Origin of the sequence: Herbidospora yilanensis, from assembly GCF_001570565.1 — a bacterium.
GTDB classification, from domain to species: Bacteria; Actinomycetota; Actinomycetes; order Streptosporangiales; family Streptosporangiaceae; genus Herbidospora; species Herbidospora yilanensis.
Window position 1 is genome coordinate 149810 of record NZ_BBXE01000022.1, and the last position, 23374, is coordinate 173183.

19 protein-coding genes are annotated in these 23374 nt (G+C 72.3%); 17 read left to right on the forward strand and 2 right to left on the reverse strand.

The annotated features are described in order from the left end of the window. Window positions 1–80 precede the first annotated feature (80 nt). Window positions 81–3116 (forward strand): CHAT domain-containing protein, encoded by a 3036-nt coding sequence (locus AW273_RS16950; RefSeq protein ID WP_157555862.1) that lies wholly within the window; start codon window positions 81–83, stop codon window positions 3114–3116. Here the strand turns inward: AW273_RS16950 and AW273_RS16955 are convergent. Both AW273_RS16955 and AW273_RS37250 read right to left on the reverse strand, forming a co-directional pair. Beyond that, window positions 3104–4471, reverse strand: coding sequence for a CATRA conflict system CASPASE/TPR repeat-associated protein (locus AW273_RS16955; RefSeq protein ID WP_157555863.1), 1368 nt, complete (start codon window positions 4469–4471; stop codon window positions 3104–3106). The genes AW273_RS16950 and AW273_RS16955 overlap by 13 nt on opposite strands. 5 nt (window positions 4472–4476) lie before the next feature. After that, window positions 4477–4752, reverse strand: coding sequence for a CATRA system-associated protein (locus AW273_RS37250; protein WP_062349293.1), 276 nt, complete (start codon window positions 4750–4752; stop codon window positions 4477–4479). Between AW273_RS37250 and AW273_RS36305 the strand changes: the two genes are divergently transcribed. The 16 genes from AW273_RS36305 (at window position 4738) to AW273_RS17035 (ending at window position 23278) form a co-directional block, all read left to right on the forward strand. After that, entirely contained in the window at window positions 4738–4947 is a 210-nt protein-coding gene (locus AW273_RS36305; protein ID WP_083949823.1) for a hypothetical protein, read from the forward strand. The genes AW273_RS37250 and AW273_RS36305 overlap by 15 nt on opposite strands. Window positions 4948–5139: 192 nt before the next feature. After that, window positions 5140–6303: a family 2 encapsulin nanocompartment cargo protein terpene cyclase gene (locus AW273_RS16965; RefSeq protein ID WP_062349294.1), complete on the forward strand. Its 1164-nt coding sequence runs from the start codon at window positions 5140–5142 to the stop codon at window positions 6301–6303. 9 nt (window positions 6304–6312) lie between these two features. Further along, complete coding sequence (locus AW273_RS16970) at window positions 6313–7158, forward strand: geranyl diphosphate 2-C-methyltransferase (RefSeq protein ID WP_062349295.1); 846 nt, start codon at window positions 6313–6315, stop codon at window positions 7156–7158. Window positions 7159–7212: 54 nt separating this feature from the next. Then, a complete protein-coding gene (locus AW273_RS16975; RefSeq protein ID WP_062349296.1) occupies window positions 7213–8250 on the forward strand; it encodes a hypothetical protein in 1038 nt (345 codons plus the stop codon). 107 nt (window positions 8251–8357) lie between these two features. Beyond that, complete coding sequence (locus tag AW273_RS16980) at window positions 8358–8666, forward strand: hypothetical protein (protein ID WP_062349297.1); 309 nt, start codon at window positions 8358–8360, stop codon at window positions 8664–8666. Window positions 8667–8932: 266 nt separating this feature from the next. After that, on the forward strand, window positions 8933–9256 hold the full coding sequence (locus tag AW273_RS16985; RefSeq protein WP_030454983.1) for a thiocillin family RiPP: 324 nt from the start codon (window positions 8933–8935) through the stop codon (window positions 9254–9256). Further along, window positions 9256–9555, forward strand: coding sequence for a hypothetical protein (locus AW273_RS16990; protein ID WP_062349298.1), 300 nt, complete (start codon window positions 9256–9258; stop codon window positions 9553–9555). The genes AW273_RS16985 and AW273_RS16990 overlap by 1 nt, the downstream gene beginning before the upstream one ends. 107 nt (window positions 9556–9662) lie before the next feature. Beyond that, entirely contained in the window at window positions 9663–10409 is a 747-nt protein-coding gene (locus AW273_RS16995; protein WP_157555864.1) for a sensor histidine kinase, read from the forward strand. 106 nt (window positions 10410–10515) lie between these two features. Continuing rightward, window positions 10516–10803 (forward strand): hypothetical protein, encoded by a 288-nt coding sequence (locus AW273_RS17000; RefSeq protein ID WP_062349300.1) that lies wholly within the window; start codon window positions 10516–10518, stop codon window positions 10801–10803. Between the two features lie 94 nt (window positions 10804–10897). Then, window positions 10898–11179, forward strand: coding sequence for a hypothetical protein (locus AW273_RS17005; RefSeq protein ID WP_062349301.1), 282 nt, complete (start codon window positions 10898–10900; stop codon window positions 11177–11179). Further along, window positions 11176–11883, forward strand: coding sequence for a hypothetical protein (locus tag AW273_RS17010; protein WP_062349302.1), 708 nt, complete (start codon window positions 11176–11178; stop codon window positions 11881–11883). The genes AW273_RS17005 and AW273_RS17010 overlap by 4 nt, the downstream gene beginning before the upstream one ends. Further along, window positions 11876–14041, forward strand: a complete 2166-nt coding sequence (locus AW273_RS17015) for a cysteine peptidase family C39 domain-containing protein (protein WP_157555865.1) — start codon at window positions 11876–11878, stop codon at window positions 14039–14041. Before AW273_RS17010 ends, AW273_RS17015 begins: the two co-directional genes overlap by 8 nt. After that, window positions 14038–16566 (forward strand): ATP-binding cassette domain-containing protein, encoded by a 2529-nt coding sequence (locus AW273_RS17020; protein ID WP_062349304.1) that lies wholly within the window; start codon window positions 14038–14040, stop codon window positions 16564–16566. The genes AW273_RS17015 and AW273_RS17020 overlap by 4 nt, the downstream gene beginning before the upstream one ends. A gap of 1 nt (window position 16567) precedes the next feature. Continuing rightward, a complete protein-coding gene (lanM, locus tag AW273_RS17025) occupies window positions 16568–19729 on the forward strand; it encodes a type 2 lanthipeptide synthetase LanM (protein ID WP_062349305.1) in 3162 nt (1053 codons plus the stop codon). Between the two features lie 10 nt (window positions 19730–19739). After that, on the forward strand, window positions 19740–21974 hold the full coding sequence (locus AW273_RS17030; RefSeq protein WP_062349306.1) for a TOMM precursor leader peptide-binding protein: 2235 nt from the start codon (window positions 19740–19742) through the stop codon (window positions 21972–21974). Then, window positions 21971–23278, forward strand: a complete 1308-nt coding sequence (locus tag AW273_RS17035; RefSeq protein ID WP_062349307.1) for a SagB/ThcOx family dehydrogenase — start codon at window positions 21971–21973, stop codon at window positions 23276–23278. The genes AW273_RS17030 and AW273_RS17035 overlap by 4 nt, the downstream gene beginning before the upstream one ends. Window positions 23279–23374: the final 96 nt, after the last annotated feature.

Sequence of the window (23374 nt, forward strand, 5' to 3'; positions counted from 1 at the left end):
ACCCTGAACTTCCGGGTCCGCCGGCTGTCCGTTACTCGGATGACAGGCGCCGAAATGTGGGTACTCGCGAGAATCGAACGATGTCGGCAGATCGGTTGAACGAGATCGTCCGCCTGGTCACGGCGGGCGCGGCGGCGGGTGACGAGTCCCGCTTCGACGACGCGCTTGGAGCGTTCCTGGACGCCTACGCCGCCAGTCATCCCGACGCGCCCTGGCGGGGGCCGCTGGCGGAGGTGTACGCCGAGGCCCTCTGCCAGAAGCGGCTGCTCACAGGCGAGGGCGGGCCGGAGGCGGGGGATCCGGGGGCCCTGAGCGTCGTGTTCGCGATGCTCCACGAGGCCACGCTCGATCCCTTGCTGCTCGACCAGGCCATCGTGCGGGCCCGGGTCGCCGTGGACGTCGCCGGGGAGGGCACCGAGTTCCGGGTCCACTGTCTGGCGAACCTCTCGCGGATGGCGCACCGCCGCCACGAGCTGACGGGTGACCCCGGCTCCCTCGCCGAGGCGCTCGACGCGGCCCGCCGGGCGCTCGACGCCATGCCCGGGAGCGCCCGGTTACGCCACGACTACGCCGTCATGTTGCGTAGCGCCCATCTCCGTGACGGCGCGGTCGAGACCCTTGAGGAGAGCCGCGCGTTGCTGGAGGGCGTGGTGGCGGACGTACCGGACGAGCCCCTCTATCTGATGAGCTGGGCCACCGCGCTCATGGACCGGGGTGGGCTCGCCGATCTCGAAGCGGCGGCGCGGGCGGCGGAGAAGGCGGTGGCCGGCGCCGATCCGGCCGATCCCCGGCTGGCCGCCTATCTGAACGTCGCGGGGGCGGCGCTGTTCGAGCTGGGGAAGGCGGCTTCCGACGTACCGAAACTGCATCGGGCGCTGGAATACGGCCGGGCCTGTGTCGCCGTGACCCCGCACGGCGCGCCCGAGCGGGCCGCCCATCTGAGCAATCTCGCCGCGCACCTCGGCGCCCTCGCCGACCCCGAGCTGCTCAGGGAGGCGGTGGTCACCCTTCAGGAGGCGTCGGGGCTGCTGCCCGGCGGGCATCCGGCGCGGGCCGGTTGCCTGGCCCGGATGACCGAGTGCCTGTTCGCCCTGTACGACCAGACCGGCGAGGCCCGCCTGCTCGACGAGGCCGCCGCGACGGGACGCGAGGCGGTGGCCCTGCTGCCCGAGGGCAGTCCCGTGCTCGGCGCGGTGCTCAACACGCTCAGCGTCGTGTTGCGGGCGAAACACGAGTTCGCCGAGGCCGTCGAGCTGGCCCGGCGGGCGGTGGCGCAGCCGGGGGACGAGCCGGGCCTGGTCGTCCGCCTCGACTCGCTGCGGCACTGCCTGTCCCGGTACGACGACGCGCTCGGCGGCGACGCGGAGGTGCGCCGGGAGATCGTCGAGGTCGCGCGGCGGACGGTGCGGCTCTCGCCGGGGCACGCGCGGCGGCTCTCCTCGCTCTCGTGGGCGCTTCTGCAGGTGGGCGACCTCGACGAGGCGGTGGAGACCGGGCGGCGGGCCGCCGCGCTCTCGACCGACGCCGAGATCGCGTTCCGCGCCGGGTGCGCGCTGCTCGGCCGGGAGACCGAGGCCGACGCCCGGGAGGCCGTGGACATCCTCGACCGGGGAGCCCGGGACGAGGGGTCGGCTCCGCAACACCGGATCGAGGCCTGCCGGGCGCTGGCCTACGCCCACGCCGGACTGGGCGACCACGCCGCCGCCCTCGGCGCGATGGACCGGGCGGTCGCGCTGTTCCCCGCCGTCGCGTCGTGGCGGCTGGCGCAGGCGGGCCGCACCCGGGCGCTCGGCCGGCACGACGGGCTGGCCTCCGAGGCCGCGGCGGCGGCGCTCGACGCCGGTGATCCGGGCCGCGCGCTGACCTACCTCGAACAGTCGCGGGTGCTGCTGCTCGGCGAGGCCCTGCTGATGCGGTCGGACCTGCGTGACCTCGACCCGGCGGACGCGGCGGAGTTCCTGCGGCTCCGCGACCTGCTGACCGCCGAGACCGAGGAGAGACCGGGACACCTGCCGCTGCTCGACTCGTCGGGGGAGCGGCTCCGGCTTTCGCGGGCGTTCGACGACCACGTCGCCCGGATCCGGCGCGACCACCCCGGCTTCCTCGCCCCGCCGAGTGTCGACCGGCTGCTGGCGCAGGCCGCCGAAGGGCCGATCGTGCTGGTCAGCGCCTCGGTCTGGCGGGGCGACGCGCTGATCGTGACCCCCGGAGGGGTGCGGCACGTCCCGCTGCCCGACCTCGCCCATGACCGGGCCCTCGCCTGGGCGCGGGGGCTCGACGCCGACTCCGCGCCCGGGAACCCGTTCCTGCTCGCCCTGCTGGCGTGGTTGTGGGACGTGGTGGCCGGGCCCGTGCTGGCCGCGCTCGACCCGGCCCCCGGATCGCGCTTGTGGTGGTGCCCGGTCGGCACCCTGGCGTCACTGCCGCTGCACGCCGCCGGCCGGCACCTCGACGGCGGCCCGTGCGTCGCCGACCGGGTGGTGTCGTCGTACACGGCGACCGTTCAGGCGCTCGGCCACTCGCGCACCCGGCGTCCCGGCGGGGGCGGCGCGCTCATCGTCTCCGTGCCCGAGGCCGACGGGCTGCCGCCGCTGCCCGGCACCGTGCGGGAACTGGAGAAGGTCGCCGGCCATCTGGAGAGGGCCGGGATCGCGGTCGGCACGCCCTCCCGGGCCGCCGCCATCCTCACGGCGATGCCCGCCAGCTCGGTCGTGCACGTCGCCGCCCACGCGGCCACTGACGCGGAGCCGTGGAACGGCGGCATCGAACTGGCCGGGGAGCGGCTGACCGTCGGCGAGATCGCCCGGCTCGACCTGTCGGGCGCCGGGCTCGCCTACCTGTCGGCCTGCGAGACCGGCGCCACCCGACTGGGCCTGGCCGACGAGGCCGTCCACCTGGCCGGGGCGTTCCAGGTCGCCGGATATGCCCAGGTCGTCGGCAGTCTGTGGCAGGTGAAGGACCGGATCGCCGCCAAGGTCGCCGACCAGGTCTACGGCGCGGCCCTGCCCGGCCTCGACCGGATCCCGTACGCCCTGCACGCCGCCGTCGAGCGGATGCGCGAGCGTTACCCGGCGTCCCCGGCGCTCTGGGCGGCGTTCACGCATCACGGCAGGTGATGGCCCACTCCCCGCTCGTAGGACTCCTGGTCGCCGAAGTCGCCGGCCGTCAGCCAGTCGCCGCCCGACAGGTCGACGGGACAACCCGCCAGCTTGAGGCGGTGGGCCAGCCTTGTCCGGAACAGCACGTCGTCGGAGACGGTCACGAAGTTGCGCCCGTCGATGTCGCTGATCGGCCGCATCGCCCCGAACGTCAGCACGACCAGGTTCTTCGGCCGCAGCGCGTACGCCATGCCGAGCTCGATGAGCACGTTCGGGCGCGCCTGGGAGACCGGCCGTTCCGGCCCGAAGTCGGGATGCAGGTGGACGAGGTCGTCCGGCGTCATCAGCACCACGATCGCCTGGACGTGGGGCATCGTCTGGAGCAGCACGTCGCCGATGTACGGCCACGGCTGCCCGCCCGTCCGCGCGACCAGCGTCTCCCACTCCAGCGGGCGCAGGTCGAGCGCCCGGAGCAGCGTGAAGACGGCGTCGCGGGCCTGGAGGTCGCGCCCGTGCACGATGAACACGTCCCGGCCCCCCACCTCGGGCACGACGACGGCCGGGTCGATCGAGTCGTGCAGGTACCGCGCGTCGTCGTCGAGCCGTTCGATCAACGACCTCGCCAGGTCGGCGTCGTCGGCGAACGGGCCGCCCTGGAGCAGCAGCGGGGTCACGTCGAACGACCGGAGCATGTTGTCGGCGGCGATGTCGACGGATCGCCGCATCCGGCGGATGTCGCCCACCCGCCGCCCGACGTCGAAGGTGCCGGGGACCGGCCGCCCGCCGCCGTCGCGGAGCCAGACGCCCAGCTCGTAGCGCATCTTGGCGGCGTGCAGGAGATAGCGGGCCAGCGGCGGGATCTCCGGGGTGCCCCGGCTCCAGACGAAGGCGCTGGCGACCGGGTCGTCCTCGAAGGCGATCAGGAAGCGGCGGGTCCGGCGGTAGTCGACGTCTCCGCCGCGCTCCCAGACGGCCAGACCGTCGGACGTCGTCACCGGCCCCAGCCAGTGGGGCTCCGACCGGACGCCGCCGCCGTGGGCGAGGAAGAGCCGGGCCTCGCCGAGGAAGTCACGGTGGCCGACCACCTCCGACCAGTCGGCGTCCCAGGTCTGCCAGTCGCCTCCGGTCAGCCCCACCGACAGGACGAACACGTCGTGGTGGACGCGCACGATCGCCTGGGAGTCGCCCCGCCCCGCGGCGGCCAGCGCCGCCTCGGCCCCGGCCGGGTAGCCGCTCGACACGGGCACTTCGAGGGGGAGATCGAGGATCTTCTCGGTCAGCCCGAACGCCTTCCGGCACGCCGCCCAGAGCTGGCGGAACGCGGGGGCCGATTCGAGGGTGGCGTACAGGTGGACCACGAACTGCTGCTCCACGGTGCTCACTTCTTCGGGCCGGAGAGCTCGTGGACCAACTGATTCAACCGTTCCCGCACGGGCGGGGGCGGCGGCACGATCGGCGGCGAGCCGATCTTGGTGATCCGGCCCTGCCCCGCGTTCTCCAGCTCCTCCAGCACGAGCCGCAGGGCCGCGGGCTCGTCCAGCGACGCGGCGGCCAGGTCGAGCAGGCCGCCGATCGTCTCCCAGTGCCCGGGGGGCACCCGCCATTGGGCGATGTCGGTGACGAGGTCGAGTAAGTCGTCGTGTGCGTCGGTCACAGTCTTTCGATCGGCGCGGGGCCACCCGGCGTTTCGCAGGGCCGCCTCGACCGCCTCCCGCACCCGGGCGTCCTCGCGCTCCTCACGCCGCGCGTCACGACGAACCAGCCCGCCACGACCGCGATCAGCGCCGCCGGCGGGTTGGGCGTGGCGGCGGTGCTGAACGGTTTGACGGGAATCGTCGTCCGGCTGTGAATTAGCCGCATATTTCGGTATAAGGCGGACACAATGGATGACCATTGCGTGACCGTGGGGTGGCCTTTAGTATTGGCGGCGAGACGGGGGATCGCTTTTCTTTTCGGGGGCCTCATTGTGCATTCTATTGCCTATGGAAGACGCGCCGAAAAAGACTGCTCGTGAATTCGGTGAATTCCAGGAGGGGGCTTGATGCCCGAGTCGAGCGAAACTCCATCGGGACGGTTGCCGGGCCCGACCGGCCTGGGCACCTCCGCACTCCGGGTCCCCGCCGCCGATCCGCCTGAGATCCCGGCGATCGTCGACGGGCACCAGCCGCCCTCGCCCTCACTCGATCCGACGCTGGTCGTCCGCCGCTACGGCCTCACCCCGCTGCCCTACCGGGAGAGGGAGTGGGGCGACGGCAGTCACCCGCCGCTCTACGTCCCCGACACGGTGCGGGTGAACGACGCCCTCGGCGAAGAGGTCAACCGCCGCCTGGTCGTGTGGGCCGAGAGCGTCGGCCTCCACGAGGGCCGCATCGACACCTTCCGCGACGCCGGCTTCGGCCGCCTGGCCACCCTCGCCCACGCCGACACCGACGAACCCGACCAGATCCTGATCGCCGCCCAGATGAACGCCGCCTGGTGGGCCGCCGACGACTACTACGCCGACGAGACCGACCTGGGCGCCACCCCGACCGAGCTGCCGCCCAGGCTGGCCCTGGTCACCTCGGCGATGGACCCGCCGCCACCGGCCGGCGCCTACACCGCGCAACTCGAAGAGGCGATCGCCGCCGACCCGGTGCTGCGCGCGCTCCGGTCGGCCACCGCCCACCTGAGCCGCCACGCCACCCCGTCGCAGGTGATGCGGACCTGCAACATCACCTCGCAGATGTTCGTGAGCTGGACCGCCTACGCCGCCTGGCGTTACTTCGAGGCGCCGCCGCCGGTGTGGCGTTACCTGGCCGCCCGGCAACACGACAGCTTCTACACGTCGATGGTGCTCATCGACGTGGTGGGCGAATACGCCCTCCCCGCAGACCTCTTCGCCGACCGGCGGTTCCACACGGCGCTCATGCAGGCCGGGACCGCCAGCGTCATCGTCAACGACCTCTATTCGGCGGAGAAGGAGGCCGCCGACGAACTGCCCGACTCCAATGTGGTGCTGCTCATCGCCGCAGAGGAGAAATGTTCTGTCCGCGAGGCGACCGAACGAGCCGTTGCCCTCCACAACGACTTCGTCCGGGGCTTCGAAGCCAGCCAGAAATCACTGGCCGCCGTTCCCTCCACGGAACTCCAGCGTTTCCTGCGCGGCGCCCAGGCGTGGATGGCCGGCTGTCTCGAATGGCACGGATCCAGCGACAGGTACAGATAGCGAAAGGAAATTCGTTCGGTGACCATCACCCAAAGCGATTACCAGCGCTCCGTGGCTGATTATTGGAACACCGAGAAAAACCCAGTGAATCTCCGCCTGGGCGAGGTCGACGGCATCTACCACCATCACTACGGCATCGGCGACGTCGACTGGTCGGTCTTGGAGGGGCCGGGGGAGACCCGCGAAGAGCGCATGACCAGGGAGCTCCACCGCCTGGAGTCGGCCCAGTCCGACTTCCTGCTGAGCCACCTGGGCGACATCAAACCGCACCACCGCCTCCTCGACGCCGGCTCGGGCCGCGGCGGCTCGTCGCTGGTCGCCAATCTGCGGTACGGCTGCCACGTCGACGGCATCTCCATCTCCGAATCGCAGGTCGACTTCGCCAACGAGCAGGCGAAACTGCGCGGCGTCGACGACCGGGTGCGTTTCCACCTGCGCAACATGCTCGACACCGGCTTCGAGACGGGCTCATACCAGGCGATCTGGAACAACGAGAGCACCATGTACGTCGAGCTCGCCCTCCTGTTCAGGGAGCACTCGCGCCTGCTGGCGCGCGGCGGGCGCTACGTGACCATCACCGGCTGCTACAACGACGCCTACGGCCTGCCGTCGAAGGCGATCAGCCAGATCAACGCCCACTACATCTGCGACATCCATCCCCGCAGCCAATACTTCAAGGAGATGGCCAACAACCGGCTGGTCCCCGTCAGCGTCGTCGACCTGACGGCGGCCACCATCCCCTACTGGGAACTGCGGGCCAAGTCCCACCTGGTGACGGGGATCGAGGAGGCGTTCCTGAACGCCTACAAGAACGGCAGCTTCCAATACCTGCTGATCGCCGCCGACCGCGTCTGACCTGACGGACCGAGGGCTCCGGATCCCCCTGCCGGAGCCCTTAGTGTTGCCCGAATGAACTCCTGGCGCGAGGTCCGCCGTCACCTCAACACGAACCGCCACGACCTGGCCCGGCTGGCCGACCCGCTCTACCCCGACCTGCCCCGAGTGGGCTCCACCCGCCTGCTGACCCGCCCTGCGTGGTCCCTGCCGCAACCCCTCGACCTGCGCGAGGTCGTGCTGCGCTGGACCGACGAACCGGTGCCGGCCGGCCCGCGGATGCCCGGCGACCCGACCTACGCCGAGGCGATGGCCGCCTTCGACCGGCCGAGACTCTTCGAGAACCGCACCTGCTACCGGCTCCTCGACGTGACCTGGCCGGAGCTGACCTTCACCCGGGGGATGTACTTCGACGCCGTCAACGTGGGCGAGGCCGTCGCCCACGAGTTCGCCGCCGCGTCCCTGGCGGGTTCGGCGGGCGGGCTGCCGTTGCGGCGGCTGGTTCCCGATCCGACCGAGCTGCGGGCCCGGCCCGCGCATCCCGCGATCTCGATGCTGACCCTGCGGCACGACCGCGAGACCGGTGAGATCACCTTCGTGCTGCACTGGCGTGACCCCGCACTGGTCGCGCACGGCGGAGGGTTGTTCCAGGTCATGCCGGTCGGGGTGTTCCAGCCGTCAGAGGAGGGCCCGCAGGCCGAGAGGGCCGACTTCGACCTGTGGAAGTGTGTGGTCCGCGAATACGCCGAGGAGTTCCTCGGGCGGCCGGAGCACTACGGCCCCGCCTTCGACTACGAGACCTGGCCGCTCTACCGGCGGCTGACCGACGCCCGCGAGAACGGCGACCTGCGGTCGCTGGTTCTGGGCGTCGGCGTCGACCCGCTGACCTTCGCCACCGACATCCTGGCCGTCACCGTCGTCGAGGCGCGCGTCTTCGACGCCGTCTTCGGCGGGATGACCGGCGCGAACGACGAGGGGCAGGCGACGAAGGGGGTCCCGTTCGACGAGGAGTCGGTCGCCCGGTACGTCACCCGCGAGCCCATGCAGGCGGCCGGCGCGGCCGTGCTCGAACTCGCCTGGAGGCACCTCCGCGGCATCTCCGAGGCAGCGTAGGAGATTAGCAAGCATTCCCTTCGACATCCAGTCTTTGCGTGATCTCGTCACACTGTTACGTTCATCGCGTCGACAGTTTTCGACATCACGCCAAGAAGGGAACAACGTTGATCCGTAAGCGCATCGCCGCCGCGATGGGAGCGGTCGCGGCGGCCGCCGCCGTCCCGCTCATCCTGTTCGCCGGGCCCGCCCAGGCGAACCCGACCACCCCCTACATGTGTCCGTGGTCGATCGTCGACGACACCGGCACCGCCCGCTGGATCCACTCGTGGGTCCAGGGCTACGGCCAGATCATCTGCCACTACAACGCCACCGCGACCATCAGCTGCCGCTGGAACGCCTACAACGGCGACCCGTGGTGGGGCTCGCCCAACCCGTCGTACTGCCCGCCCCGCGCCATTCCCACCACGCCGTAACCCCCGCGTGTGAGTGACGCTCCGGACCGAGAGCGTCCCCGCCGGGATGCCGGCGGCCGGTCCGGGCCCACGCGGAAGCCCTGCTCGGGGGAGTGTCACTGTTTTCGCATGACAGTTATCACCCAGGGCTGGTGTTAGTTGTTTCTGGTTGCCAGGCGCGAACATGACGAATCTAGGACATGTGACAAGCGGTAGCGGTCAGTCCAGAGGCCCGCTGCCACTCCGCCGGATCTCGGTGACGAGCCGATGCAGAAGGAGCGTGCCCCATGGCCGAAAGCATCTACATTCTCGGTGACGAAGACCGTAAGAAGTTCGCCCGTCTGGTCGCCGCCGCGTGGTCGGACGGCGGCGTCAAGACCCGCTACGGCCACGAGCCCCGCGTGATGCTGGCCGAGTACGGCATCAGCTACCCCGAGGGCGTCGCCACGCCGCCGCTGCCCGCCCGCCCCGAGGGCGAGTTCTCGGTCGAGGAGCTCGAGGTCGCGGCCGGCGCCGAGGCCGAGGGCTGCCTGGGCTCCGCCAGCTCGATCAGCACCATCGGCGGCTGCCTCGGCACCGCTTCGACCTACGGCTGCGGCTCGGTGTCGTAGTGGCCGAGAGCGTCTACGTCCTCGGCGACGAGGATCGTAAGAGGTTCTCCCGGCTGGTCGCGGCCGCGTGGTCCGACGACGCGGTCAAGACCCGCTACGGGCACGAGCCCCGCGTGATGCTCGCCGAATACGGCATCGGCTACCCCGCGGGTGTGCCCACGCCGCCGCTGCCCGTCCGTCCCGAAGGCGAATTCGAGCTGGAGGAGCTGGAGGTCGCGGCCGGCGCGCAGGAGCCGAGCTGCGTGTCCTGCATCCAGTGTGTCGGCACCGTCGCCACGCTCTACACCACCAACTCGTGACCGTCGCCGCTTGACCTGTCTTGGGGGCGCGGGCCCGCCTGCGCGCCCCCAAGACGTCCAGCGGAACACCCGTTGCCTTCTTCGACCCGGATTGTCATGATCCGTTGGTGACCCAACAGCGGACGGCCGCTCGCGCACCCCTGGAGGTGCGGATCGGACGCGCCGCCGTTGTGGCGTTCTCGATCTTCTTGATGTCCCGCACGTACGCCCACTACCTGCAGGACCCCCCCGTCCGCGCGGCACTGGCCGTGGTCCTGGCGACGGCGGTCATCGGCCTCTACGCCACCGCGAGCTTCCGGCCCGGACGCCGGCGCAGATGGATCCTGGGCGCGATGGTGCTCCTGGCCTATCTGCCGCTGCCGATCCTGGGCGAGTGGTGGGCCGCCGCCGGGGTCTTCCTCGCGGCGATGACGCTCGTGTTCCTGCCCCGGCCCTGGGCGTTGCCCTCGTTCGCGCTGGTGGTCGTCGTGGAGGGGGGCAAGTCGCTGGCCCTCGGCGACGACCTTCCCTCGGCGGTGACGTGGATCATGACCGTGGTGATCTCGTCCATCCCGCTGGTGGCTCTGACGCGGTTCGCCGAGATGGCGCGGGTGCTCTACGAGACCAGGGCCGAGCTGGTCGCCGTCGAGGTGGCGGCGCAGCGGGCGCGGGCGATGCGGGAACTGGAGGGCATCCTCGGCAGCAGGCTCGACACGATCGCGGTACTCGGGCGCGAGATCCTCACCGGCGCCGACGGCGACGCCGAGACCCTCAAGAAGGAGCTGCGCGGCATGCTCGCCGTGGCCCGCGAAGCCCAGCGCGAGATGCGCGAGTTCGCCCACAGGGAGCAGCGGCTCACCCGTCACGCCACATGATGAATATCACTTTTCGCCCGTGTTAGTTGGTTCTGGCCGACCCACCACTGATCGCAAAAACTGAGTGTCACAGGCGGTCCACTTCCCCGACCTGAGGACACAGATCATGCCGGATGACCCCACGCTGCCCCACGAGCTGCGCACCCAGCTCGCCCGGTTCTTCGCCCGCGCCTGGTCGGACGAATCGATCAGAACCGACTACGCACGCGACCCACGCGCCACCCTCGCCGGAGCGGGTGTCGACTGGCCCGGAGAACTGCCCACCCCCGAACTGCCCGACCGTCCTGACCAGAGCATCGACCTCGAAAGCCTGGAGTCGTCGGCCGGCGGCGCCCTCGGCACGATCGGCACCGTGAGCTGCCCCACCGGATGTTTCTCCGGGCAGACCACCTGAGCCTCTGAGCACCAAACGGGCGAGGTGGTGGGCAGTCCAGATGCTCACCACCCCGCCGTCGAAGCATCTCATACCCCGTCGCGGGAGGCCTGTGATGACTGTAGAGACGATCGGCTGGAACACCGCTCAGCGCAGAGGATTCGGCGAACTCATCGCGCGCTCGTGGTCCGACGCCGGCCTGCGGCTGCGCTACGAACGCGAGCCCGCGGAGGTCCTCGCCGAATACGACATCCACCTCGCCGCCGGCACCAGCGCCCCGGCCCTGCCCCCGAGCCCCGGCGAACTCGTCGTCGAGACGTTCGGCAGCCCCGAGTCCGTGCCTCCGCCCTGCATGCTCAGCATCTGCTTCTGCCTGCAGCCGGACGTCGAGCGATGACCACGACCGCGGTCGAGACGTCGGGGGGCGAGCGGATCGACCAGCTCGTCTCCACCGTCCGGACCAAGGCCTGGCTCGCCGCCGCCGCGCTGGTCCTGGTGGCGGGGTGCGGGGCCGGCTGGGTCTGGTGGGGCCAGGTCCGCGACGTGGTCGTGGCCCGGGGCGTGCTGGTGGCGGGGGACGGGCCCGTCCCGGTCGCCGCGCCCGTGCCGGGCAGCCTGGCCGAGGTGCTCGTCCGCGCGGGTCAGGAGGTGACCCCGGCGACGCCGCTGGCGGTCATCCACGGCGGCGACGGCGCCCGCCGCGTCGTCACCGGCACGGCGAGCGGGCGGGTGCTGCGCACCGTCGCGCCGGGCACCACCGTGGGAGCCGGTGCGACCGTCGCGGTCGTCGACCCGGCCGCCGGGTCGCTTCGGGCCCTGCTCGTCGTCGGCCCCGAACGTGTCGGCTCGCTGGCCGGCGGCCAGGCCGTCACCGTGCCCGGCGCCGGTCCGGGCCGGGTCAGCGCCGTCGACGTCTATCCCGTCTCCGGTGAGCAGCTCCGCCCCCTGTACGGCGACGCCCTCCAACCCGGCTACCTGGTGACCGTCGACCTCGACCGCCCGGCCTGGCCCGGCGCGACCCTCACCCCCGTGGCCGGGGAGATCACCGTCGACGTCGTCCGTCCCGTCGACGCCCTGTTCGGCGGGGGGAGCCGTGGCTGAGACGGCGACCAGGCACAAGCCCGTACGCACCGAGCGGCGTCCCCAGATGGAGGACGCGGACTGCGGCCCGGCCTGCCTGAGCATGATCTTCGCCTTCCACGGCCTGCGGGTCCCGGTGCACGAGATCAGGGAGAGCTGCGGCGTCGGCCGCGACGGCCTGTCGGGCGCGGGGATCAAGAAGGCGGCCGAGAAGTACGGCTTCGACATCGGGGCCTGGCGGGTGGACGCCGACGAGCTGGAGACCTTCAAGGTGCCCGCGATGATCTTCGTGGACCACCGGCACTACGTGGTGCTCGAAGGTCTGCGCAAGCGGTGGGCGTACGTCAACGACCCGGCCGTCGGCCGGATCCGGCTGACCAGGGACGACTTCAGGAAGCGGTTCAGCGGGGTCGTGCTGGTGCCCAGGCCGGGCGAGGGCTTCACCCCCGGCGGGAAGCGGTATCCGCTGGCCCGGTCGTTGCTGGCGAAGGTCCGCCCCTACCTCTCGACGCTGGTCGCGGTGGCCGTCATGGCGGTCGTGCTGGCGCTGCCCGCGGTGGCGACGTCGCTGCTCACCCGGTTGCTGCTCGGTGAGGTGCTGATCGCCGGCAACACGGCGTGGTCGGCGCCGGTGCTGCTCGGGCTGCTGGCCGGCGCCGCGTTCACCCTGGTCGGCGTGTGGACCCAGCAGCGCATGCTCGGCGCGGTGCAGACCGCGATGGCGGCCGACCTGTCGGGCCGGCACATGTGGCGGCTGCTGCGGCTGCCCGGCGAATTCTTCCACCGGCGGATGACCGGCGGCATCGTCACCAAGACCTCCTTCGGCGCGGGGCTCGCCCTGCTGCTGTCCGACCGGGCCGCCACGGCGGTCGCGGCCGTGCTGACGATGGTGCTGCACATCTCCGTCCTGTTCGCCTTCCACCCGGCGTTCGCGCTGGTCGCCGGGGTGTTGGCGGCGGTCAACGTGATCGCGATGCGGCTGGTCTCCAGCCGGGCCGCGCCGCACCAGCAGCGGCTCATCTTCGACGAGCACCGCCGCGACGCGATGGCGTTCAACGGCGTCTCGATGGCCGAGTCGCTCAAGGCCGACGGCGCCGAGGGCTGGTTCTTCGCCAAATGGGCCGGCCTGTCGGCCAAGGCCCTGTCGGCCACCCAGGACCTGATGCGGGTCACGCAGGCGCTCCTGGTGGTGCCGGCCGCGCTCGGCTCGCTCGCCGGGGCGGCGATGGTGATCACCGGCGCGGTGCTGATGGCCGGCGGCGAGGTCACGATGGAGACCGTGATCGCCGCCCAGCTCCTCGTCGGCGCATTCCTCGTGCCGGTGACCGCGCTGGTCGGGCTGGGGGCCGAGGCGCAGATCGCGGTCGCCCAGACGAGCATGCTCGACGACGCCCTCAGCGTGCCGCCCGACCCGCAGTACGCCGCCCTCCCGCAGGCCCCCGGCAGACCCGGCGGGCTGCGCGGCGCGGTCGAGTTCGACGAGGTCACCTTCGGCTACGACCACCAGCACGGGCCGGTCATCCAGGGCCTGTCGTTCCGGATCGAGCCCGGCCGCCGGGTCGCGATCGTGGGCCGCACCGGCAGCGGCAAATCCACCGTCGCCCGCCTGCTCACCGGGGCCGTCCGGCCGTGGTCGGGGGAGATCCTCCTCGACGGCGTGCCAAGGGAGGGCTGGCCCCGGGAGGCACTCTCCACCTCCATCGGGTACGTCGAGCAGAACCTCCAGGTGTTCGAGGGCACCGTGGCCGACAATCTGACGCTCTGGGATCCGACCGTGCCCGCGTACCGGCTGAACCGGGCGCTGGCCGACGCCGACCTGGCCGGAGTCGTGCACCGCAGGGGCGGTCTGGACGGCGGCTGGATCCAGGAGCGCGGCCGGAACCTGTCCGGCGGCGAGCGGCAGCGGCTGGAGATCGCCCGCGCGCTCGCGTTGTCGCCGTCGGTGCTGGTGCTCGACGAGGCCACCAGCGCGCTCGACGCCGAGACCGAGGCGCTGGTCGACGCGAACGTGAAGGCCAGGGGGTGTACCAGCGTCGTCATCGCGCACCGCCTCAGCACCGTGCGCGACAGCGACCTGATCCTCGTGCTCGACCGGGGGAGGGTCGTGCAGCGCGGCACCCACCCGGAGCTCATCGCCGTCCCCGGCCACTACCGCGCGCTCGTCGAGGAAGCGTCATGAACGGATACCCCGTCAGCGAGATCGAGCTGATCGACCCCTACGCCGTCTGGCGTGTGGTCAGCGGCTCCGTGGACGTCCTGTTGTCGCCCGTCGACGGCCAGGGTCCCCGCCACCGGGTCATGAGGGTGGAGAGCGGCCAGCTCATGCACGGTTTCGCGGCCACCGACATGCCCGGCGGCTACACCGTCCTGGCGGCGCCCGCGGAGGGCACATCGGTCCGCCGCGTGCGCCGCGACCCCGACGTGGTCTCCTCCTGGGTCCGCCGCCTCAACGTCCCCGGCGCCGAAGGACGGCCCAGCGACCGGGAGCTGCGCGAACTCCACCGGGGCGCGCTGACGCAGGTGCTCCTGCTGGCCGAGGCCGAGGACGCCGACCGCGACAACTGGCGAGCCGCCCGGGTGCGGGACACCGGCGACACCCTGGCGCGTTCCTTCGCCGACATCGCGGTCGCGGCCGGGGCCAGGCCTCCCTCCGACAACCCGCGCACCGAGGCCGGCCACGCCACCGAGGTGGTGAAGGCGCTGGCCGCGCACTGCGGGTTCACCGCGCGCGACTTCGGCCCCGGCGCCGGCGACCCGCTCACCGCCGCGCTCGACGCGTCCCGCGTCCGGCACCGCCGGGTCACCCTGGAAGGCCGCTGGTGGCGCGACGCCACCGTCCCGATGATCGCCTTCACCCGCGACGGGGACCGGCCGGTGGCGCTGCTGCCGCGCGGCGGCGGCTACCGGCTCGCCGACCCGTCGAAGGGCGTGCGCCGGGTGGACGCCGAGGTCGCCGCCGCGCTCGCCCCCGGCGCCTGGCAGCTCTACCCGCCGCTCGACGAGGGCATCGGCTCACCGCTCGGCCTGCTCAGATTCGGGCTGCGCGGCGCGGGCCGGGAACTCGCCTGGCTGCTGGCCGCCGGGGGCGGCGCGGCCGTGCTCGCGCTCGGCGTGCCGATGCTCACCTTCGTGCTGCTGCGGACGGCGCAGAACCCCGCCGACCGGCCCGCGATGATCTGGACCGCGCTCCTCATCGCGGGCGCGGTCATCGCCTCCGCCATGCTCCTCGCCGTGCGCAACGCGGTGCTCGTGCGAGTGCAGGGCCGCCTCCAGGAACGGCTCGAACCGGCGGTCTGGAGCCATCTCATCTCGCTCGACCTGCCGTTCTACGCCCAATACAGCTCGGGCGACCTGGTGCAGCGCGCCAACGCCGTGGCCGACATGCGCAAGTCGCTCGGCGAGGCGGCCGTCAACTCGCTGCTCGGCGGCGTCTTCTCGCTGCTCGGCCTGCTGATCCTGGTGACCGTCGACTGGCGGCTGGCGCTGGCCGCGCTCGGCGGGGTGCTGGTCCTGCTCGCCCTGCTGGCCGCGCTCGCCGTCCGCCAGCAGCGGCACGAACTGGTCATGCACGAGCAGTACGGCAAGGTCTACTCGCTTCTGTACTCCTGCCTCAGCGCGATCGACAAGATCCATGTGGCGGGCCGGGAGTCGCAGGTCTTCGGACTGTGGTCGCGGCTGTTCGCCACCCAGCAGAAGGCCGCCGCCGCGTCGCGCCGCCAGGCCGCCCTGTCGGCCGCCGTGGGCGCGGCGGCCCAGCCGACGCTGCTGCTCGTGCTGGCCGTCACCGGGCTCTCGTTCGGCGTGCCCGCCGCCTCCTTCGTGATCGCCGCCGTGGCGCTGGGCCAGTTCGTGCTCGCGCTCGGGCAGGTGAACCGCGCGGTCGAGGCGGCCTTCGCGCTGCTGCCGAGGTTCGCCCGGCTGAAGCCGCTGCTGGAGCGGGCCCCCGAGACGCCTCCTGGCGCGAAGGACCCGGGCGAGCTGACCGGCCTGGTGCGGCTCAGCGGCGTCTCCTTCGCCTACCCCGGCACCGCCCAGCGGATCGTCGAGGACGTCTCCATGGTGTTCCGTCCCGGCGAGTTCGTCGCGGTCACCGGTCCCTCCGGCGCGGGCAAGTCGACGATCGTACGGCTGCTCCTCGGCTTCGAGCCGCCGCGCACGGGCCAGGTGCTCTACGACGGCGGCGACCTGCGCGACCTCGACCTGCGCCGGGTCCGTGCCCAGGTGGGCGTGGTGATGCAGCAGGCCCGCGTGCTCCGGGGCTCGATCCTGGAGAACATCATCGGCGACGTGCCGGGGGCCAAGGAGGAGGACGCCTGGCGGGCCGCCCGCCTGGCCGACCTCGACGGCGACATCGCCGTGTTGCCGATGGGCATGCACACCGTCGTCAGCGAGGACAACGCCACCTTCTCCGGCGGCCAGCTCCAGCGCCTGCTCATCGCCAGGGCGCTGGTGAAACGCCCTCGCATCCTCATCCTCGACGAGGCCACCAGCGCCCTCGACAACGTCACCCAGGCGCTGGTCAGCCGGAGGATCGCCGAGCTTGACATCACCAGGATCGTGATCGCGCACCGGCTGAGCACCATCAGGTCGGCGGATCGGATCTACGTACTCGACCAGGGCAGGGTCGTCGCCAACGGCTCCTTCGACGGGCTCATGGACGCCAACGAGCTCTTCGCCCGCATGGTCCGCCGACAGGAGGTCTGAGATGCCGGTAACAGTTCACCAGCACGACGCCGAGGCGCAGAGCGACGGGCTCCTCGCCGTCCCCGGCGGCGACGAACGGCTGATGGCGGTGCTGGCCGCCGCCGCGCCCTTCCACGAGCGGGTGTCGGGCGACCACTTCGTCCCCGTCGCGGGACGGGGGCGGCGCCAGACGTCCGAGCGCACCCAACGCTGGCTCAAGGCGGCCGTCGGCGACGACGACGTCGCCAAGCGGGCGCTGCTGCACCACCGCAGGCGCTCCGGCCGCGACCTCGGCGCCGGACTGGTCGACGTTCAGCTCGCCGACCCGCGCCGGCTGCCCGACTGGGGATACGCGCTGGTCGACTTCCTGCTGGCGCAGCCGCCCACCGCGGCCTCCGACCCGGCCACCGGCCGCCCCGGGGCGCCGTTCGTGGCGTTCCGGCGCGCGGTGAACCGGCTCGTCGACATCAAGGACGGCACGGTGCGCGGCGTCCCGGTGACGCCGGAGGCGCGAGAGGACATCGCGGGACAGCTCATCGAGCGCCTGACGCAGGTGTGCTTCGCCGGATTCGCCTTCGAGGCGCAGCTCGCCGGGACCCGCAACGACGTGTCGGCCTGGCTCCAGAGCCCCGGCCTCGACGTCAGCCAGGCCGGCTGGCTCGACCGGCTGGAGACCCTGCCGGGCCTGGCGTACGTGATGGGCATGACGTGCCTGCAGTGGCGGCGGGTGGTCCACGAGATGTTCGACCGGCTCCGCGCCGACCTGCCGGAGCTGCGCCGCGAGTTGTGGGGCTGGGCCGCGCCCGGTCCGGTGACGGGCTACTCGGGCGACTCGGGCGACCTGCACAACCACGGCCGCGTGGTCACGCTGCTCACCTTCGCCTCGGGCGAGCGTGTCGTCTACAAGCCCAAGGACCTGCGCTCGGTGGCCGGGCTGATGGACGTGTGCACGCTGCTGAACAACCACGGACTGCCACTCGCGTTGCACACCCGCAAGGTCTTCCTGCGCGACGGCTACGGGTGGGAGGAGTACGTCGCCGCCGAGCCCGGCACCGACGAGGCCAGCGTCCGCCGCTACTACACCCGCCTGGGCATGTTCGCCCGGCTGGCGCAGTTCCTCGAATGCCGCGACCTGTGGGCCGACAACCTGGTGGCGATCGGCGAGACGCCGGCGTTCATCGATCTGGAGAACGTCCTGCAGGCCCGGATCAGCAAGCCGGCCCTCATCGGCGACCGCATCACGTCGATGTGGGGCCGGGTCGAGGACACGGTCGTGAAGACGGCCGTCGTCACGTTCCCCCGCGTGATCGCGGGCGGCGTGCAGGCCCAGGACATCGGCTGCCTGGCCGCCCTCCAGGAGCAGGTCGCCAAGAACTCGGCCGGGTTCCCGTACGGCTGGGAGGCCCCGCCCTACCGCCCGACCTGGGGCGCGGGCGAGCTGGCCGACCCGCGCGACTACGCCGACGAGGTCGCCGAGGGCTACCGCCAGATGCAGGAGTGCCTGGCCCGCAACCGGGAACTGCTCGCCGACGCGCGCGGCCCGCTGGCGCTGCTGGAGGACGCGCCGGTGCGCTACATCTGGCGCAGCACCTTCGACTGCGTCGACATGCTGCGCATGAGCGTCAGCCCGGCCGCCCTGGTCGACGGCGTGGCCCGCGAGGTCATCCTGGCCCACCTCTTCCGCAGCGCCATGGGCACCCTCCGGGTCGACCCCGACCGCACCGACATCCTGGAGATCATCGAGCAGGAGATCGACGCGTTCCGCCGCATGGACGTCCCGCTCTTCATGTCGAGACCATCCTCCGACTCGGTCTTCACCCCCGACGGCGCCGAGATCCCCGGCCACTTCGCCGGCACGGCCTGGCGGCGTCTCCAGGACCGGGTCGCCGACCTGGCCGGGTTCCCCCTCGACGAGCACGTCGCCGTGCTGGAGACCTGTCTCGACATCACCGGCGCGGGCGACCTGCCCACCTCCTTCCCCGGCCCGGGACGCCGCCCGAGGTCGATCCGCGAGATCGGCTTCCACGCCTTCGAGCTCTCCGGCCGGCCGGACGGCCCTCCGTCCGAGACCTTGCTGGCCCGCGCCGCCGAGGTGGCGGGCGAGGTGCTCGACGCCGCCGTGTCGCTGGGCGCCGACCGCTCGGCGTGGCTGGGCGTGGTCAACTACCCGGCCCACGGTCTCGACCAGGTCGAACCCCTCCACGGCGACCTGCTCACCGGCACCGCCGGCCTGGCCGTCTTCCTCTCCGAGCTGTACGCCAACACCGGCGCCCCCGCCCACTGGACCGCCGCCCAGGAAGCGCTGGACGCCACGGTCGAGTTCGTCACGCTGGCCCCCCAGTCGGCCTTCTACCGCAGGATGAACGGCGGCATCGCCGCCGTCGGCGCGTTCGTCGGCGTCGGCTCCGCGATCTACGCGCTGAGCCGATGCGGCGACGCCCTGGGCGACGCCCGGCTGGTCGAGCGGGCGGCCGACCTGCTGCCGCTGGCCGAGACCGAGCTCAAGGGCGTCACGTCGGCCGAGCCGGTGCTGGGCCGCGCGGGGTTGCTGCTGGCCCTGCACAAACTGCGCGAGGCCGCGCCGGCGGGGGTCCCGGCCGCCGACGCGCTGGCCGCCCGGCTGCACGAGGAGCTGCTGGCCGAGTTCACCTCGAACGGACGCCCCAAGCTGCCCTACCCCGTGGACGTGCCCATCCTGGGCGGGCTGCCCGCCGGCGTCGACGGGCTGGTGTGGGCGCTGGCCTCCAGCGCGGCGGCGCTGGGCGAGACCGGGACGGCGGCCGGGCCGCTGCTGGCCCACCCCTTCTCACTCGACACCCCCGGTTCGCTGCTGGCGGCCGTCGCCACCGCCCACACCCTCACCGGTGAGGTGCCCGACGATCTGCGCGAACGCGTCGCCCGGCACTGCGCCCCCATCGCCGGCCGCTCCTGCGCCGCGCTCGTGGTGGACGCCGAGGTCGCCATCCACACCGCCCGCCTGACCGGCGACGACACGCTGACCCGCTCGGCCGGCGGGCTGGCCGAGGAACTGCTGCGCCGCCGCGACCACACCGGCCGCTGGTTCGCCGACCGGCGGCGGGCCGACCGCATGGCCCTCTCGGCGGTCGACGGGCTGGCCGCCGCCGGGCTCACCCTGTTGCGGCTGGCCGACGACCAGGTCGCCTCGCTCCGTCTCGTGCACTGAAGGGAACGCCATGGACGCCAGACCGGGATTCCGCCGCCACTTCCGCGTGGAGGTCGTCGACGGAGAAGGGGTCTTCCTGATCTCCGAGCGCGACCTGCACCTGCTCACCGGCCGCTCGATAGAGGTGGTCGCGGGCCTGCTCGACGGCAAGCACGACATCGACGACATCCTGACCGCCGTCGAGGCCGACCTGCCGCCGGAGCACGTCTTCTACGTGCTGCACCAGCTCAGGTCGCGGAACCTGCTGGTCGACGTGGCCGACGAGCTCGACCGGGGCACGGCCGCCTACTGGGAGATGGCCGGTCTGGAGGGTGACGCGGCGGCCGAGGGCGTCCGGACGGGCGCCGCCCGGGTGGTGACCGTGGGCGACGTGCCGGGCGAGGAGCTGAAGCGGCTGCTCGCGGGCGAGGGCGTCGGCGTGGTGGACGAGGGCGGGCTGACCGTCGTGCTCACCGACGACTACCTGCGCCCGGAACTGGCCGAGATCAACAGGGAGCACCTCGCCGCCGGCGAGCCGTGGCTGCTGGCCCGGCCCGTCGGCCCCTTCCTGTGGCTCGGGCCCGTCTTCCAGCCGGGGGAGACCGGCTGCTGGCGGTGCCTGACGCAGCGGATGGAGGGGCACCGGCAGACGATGTCGTACCTGGAGAACCGGTTGCGCAGCGCCCGGCCGCTGGCCCTGCCGGTCGCCGACCTGCCGCTGACCCGCGACACGGGCCTGCGCCTGGTCACCGCCGAGGTGCTCAAGTGGCTGGCGGGCGCGCGCAGCGAGCAGCAGCACGACGTGATCACCTTCGACACCCAGCGGCTCGGCACCGTCCGGCACCGGCTGACCCGCCGCCCGCAGTGTCCTGAGTGCGGCGACCCCGCGATCATGTCGCAGTCGCGCCCGATCGAACTGGCCTCCCGCCCCAAGGGCTTCACCGCCGACGGCGGACACCGCTCCCACCACCCCGAAGAGACCCTGGAGAAGTACGAGCACCTGATCAGCCCCATCAGCGGCGTGGTCAAGGAGCTGACCCGGGTCGAGACCGACGTCCCGTTCGTGAAGACCTACGTCGCCGGCCACAACTTCTCCCGGCAGATCCACAACCTCGACGGGCTGCGGGCCGGCCTGCGCAGCCAGAGCGCCGGCAAGGGCACCACCGACCTCCAGGCCAGGGTCAGCGCCATGTGCGAGGCGATGGAACGCTATTCGGGCATCTTCCAGGGCGACGAGCCGCGCCGCGACGCGACCTACCGCGAACTGGGCGAGGCGGCCATCCACCCGAACGCGGCCGCGCTCTACAGCCCCGCGCAATACGCCGACCGTCACGAGCTCGGCAGGGTCTCCAACTACGACTTCGTCAACGACCCCCTCGACGAGGACGCCGTCATGGAGTGGTCGCCGCTCTGGTCGCTGACCGAGCGGCGGCACCGGTACCTGCCGACCAGCTACCTGTACTACTACCACCACGACCGGCATCACACCGGCCCGGTCTACGCGTGGGCCGACTCCAACGGCAACGCCGCCGGCTCCTCACTGGAGGACGCGGTGCTCCAGGGCTTCATGGAGCTCGTCGAACGCGACGCCGTCGGCATCTGGTGGTACAACCGCGTGCGGCGTCCCGCCTTCGACCTCGACAGCTTCCGCGACCCGTGGATGACCGCCTACCAGGAGGTGTACGCCGGCCTCGGCCGCCGCATGCACGTCCTCGACGTGACCAACGACCTCGGCATCCCGGTCGCCGCCGCGGTGAGCTGGCGGCCCGACGCGCCGACCGAGGACGTTCTCATGGCCTTCGGCGCCCACTTCGACCCGCGTATCGCCGTCCAGCGGGCGCTGGCCGAGATGAACCAGTTCATCCCCGCCGTCATCGACGTCGCCCCCGACGGCCGCACCCGCTACCGCTTCCACGAGGGCGACCAGACCAGGTGGTGGCGGGAGGCCCGCATAGAGGACCACCCCTATCTGACCCCCGAGGGAACCGTCGCCGCCTCGGCGTACGCCCCCCGCGACACCGGAGACCTGCTCGACGACGTCGCCGAGGCCCGCAGGGTGGTGGAGGAGCGCGGCATGGAGATGCTCGTGCTCGACCAGACCCGGCCGGACATCGGGCTGCCCGTGGTCAAGGTCGTGGTGCCCGGACTGCGGCACTTCTGGCGTCGCATGGGGGCCGGCCGCCTCTACGACGTGCCCGTCCGGCTCGGCTGGCTCGCCGAGCCCACCCCGGAGGAGCAGATGAACCCCATCACGATGTTCCTGTGATCGGCCTGCGCGCGGACGCCGCCGTCACCTGGCAGGACGGCGTCCTGACCGTCGCCAACCCGTTCGGTTCGGTCTCGGCCCGCGGCCTGACGCCCGGCATCGCGGCGCTGCTCGGCGAGCTGCCGGGCGTCGTGGTCTCCGACGACGACCTGGCCGGGAAACTGCTGGCGGAAGGCGGCGCCGCCGAAGAGGTCGCGCTGCTCTACCTGGTCCTCGACCGGTTGCGCCCGGTGCTGGTGCACGGGGTCGACCCGCTGCTGCGGGCCGTCCCGATCGCCCGCGACGCGGGCTTCACCCTGCCCGACCCCGCCGCCGAGACGATCGTGCGGTTGTCGCGGTTCGCGCTGGTCCGCCGCGCCGGCGACGGGCTGGTTCTGGAGTCGCCGCTGGCCAGGCACCGGATCGAGCTGACCGGCGAGGCCATGCCGCTGCTCGCGGCCCTGAGCCGCGGAGTTCCCCTGGCGGAGGCGCCCGAGGCGCTGCGGCTGCTGCTCGCCACCGGCTTCTGCGACCCGGGCGAACCCGACGACCCGGCGTTGCGCGGGTGGGACTTCCACGACCTGCTCTTCCACAGCCGGACCCGGGTGGGCCGGCACGACGAGCCTTTCGGCGCGACGTACCGATTCCAGGAGGAACCGGAACCGGCGCTCAAGAAACTGCCCGAGGGCGAGGCGATCGAGCTGGTCCGGCCGTCGCTCGACGCCGACGGGCCGTCCTTCACCGCCGTGCTCGAAGGCCGCAGGTCCATCCGTCAGTACGGGGACACGGGGCTGACCGTCGGCCAGCTCGGCGAGTTCCTCTACCGCGCCGCGCGGGTACGGGGCGTCGTCCCGCCCCAGCCCGGCGCCCCCTACGAATCGAGCACCCGCCCCTATCCCGGCGGCGGCGCCGTCTACGAACTGGAGCTCTACCTCACCGTCGACCGGTGCGAGGGCCTGGAGAACGGCGTCTACTACTACGACCCGCTCGGCCACCGCCTGATCCGGTTGCCGGCCCGGCCCGGGGACGCGCGGGCGATGCTGGCCATCGCCTCGATGGCGACCGGCGGCATCGCCCGGCCCGACGTGCTCATCACCATCACCTCCCGCTTCCGCCGGATGAACTGGAAATACTCGGCGCTCGCCTACGCCGCCACGCTCAAGACCGTCGGCGTGCTCTACCAGACCTTCTATCTCGTGGCCACCGCGATGGGCCTGGCCCCCTGCGGGCTGGGCAGCGGCGACGCCGACCTGGCGGCCCGCACGTTCGGGCTCGACTGGGCCGAGGAGTCGTCGGTCGGAGACTTCATCATCGGCTCCGTGTGATGTCCGTCATGGGTGACCGGTGTCGTCTGTATCTGCCCGTGTCCGGCCGCGTTTGGGATCGTCGCAGGTGGACGACCCGGCTACCGAAGAACAGAG

Bases quoted from the DNA above. Each gene is read 5' to 3' on its own strand.
- AW273_RS16950 (WP_157555862.1), top strand. From the start codon at position 81: ATGTCGGCAGATCGGTTGAACGAGATCGTCCGCCTGGTCACGGCGGGC.
- AW273_RS16965 (WP_062349294.1), top strand. From the start codon at position 5,140: ATGCCCGAGTCGAGCGAAACTCCATCGGGACGGTTGCCGGGCCCGACC.
- AW273_RS16975 (WP_062349296.1), top strand. From the start codon at position 7,213: ATGAACTCCTGGCGCGAGGTCCGCCGTCACCTCAACACGAACCGCCAC.
- AW273_RS16985 (WP_030454983.1), top strand. From the start codon at position 8,933: ATGGCCGAAAGCATCTACATTCTCGGTGACGAAGACCGTAAGAAGTTC.
- AW273_RS17000 (WP_062349300.1), top strand. From the start codon at position 10,516: ATGCCGGATGACCCCACGCTGCCCCACGAGCTGCGCACCCAGCTCGCC.
- AW273_RS17005 (WP_062349301.1), top strand. From the start codon at position 10,898: ATGACTGTAGAGACGATCGGCTGGAACACCGCTCAGCGCAGAGGATTC.
- AW273_RS17010 (WP_062349302.1), top strand. From the start codon at position 11,176: ATGACCACGACCGCGGTCGAGACGTCGGGGGGCGAGCGGATCGACCAG.
- AW273_RS17020 (WP_062349304.1), top strand. From the start codon at position 14,038: ATGAACGGATACCCCGTCAGCGAGATCGAGCTGATCGACCCCTACGCC.
- lanM (WP_062349305.1), top strand. From the start codon at position 16,568: ATGCCGGTAACAGTTCACCAGCACGACGCCGAGGCGCAGAGCGACGGG.
- AW273_RS17030 (WP_062349306.1), top strand. From the start codon at position 19,740: ATGGACGCCAGACCGGGATTCCGCCGCCACTTCCGCGTGGAGGTCGTC.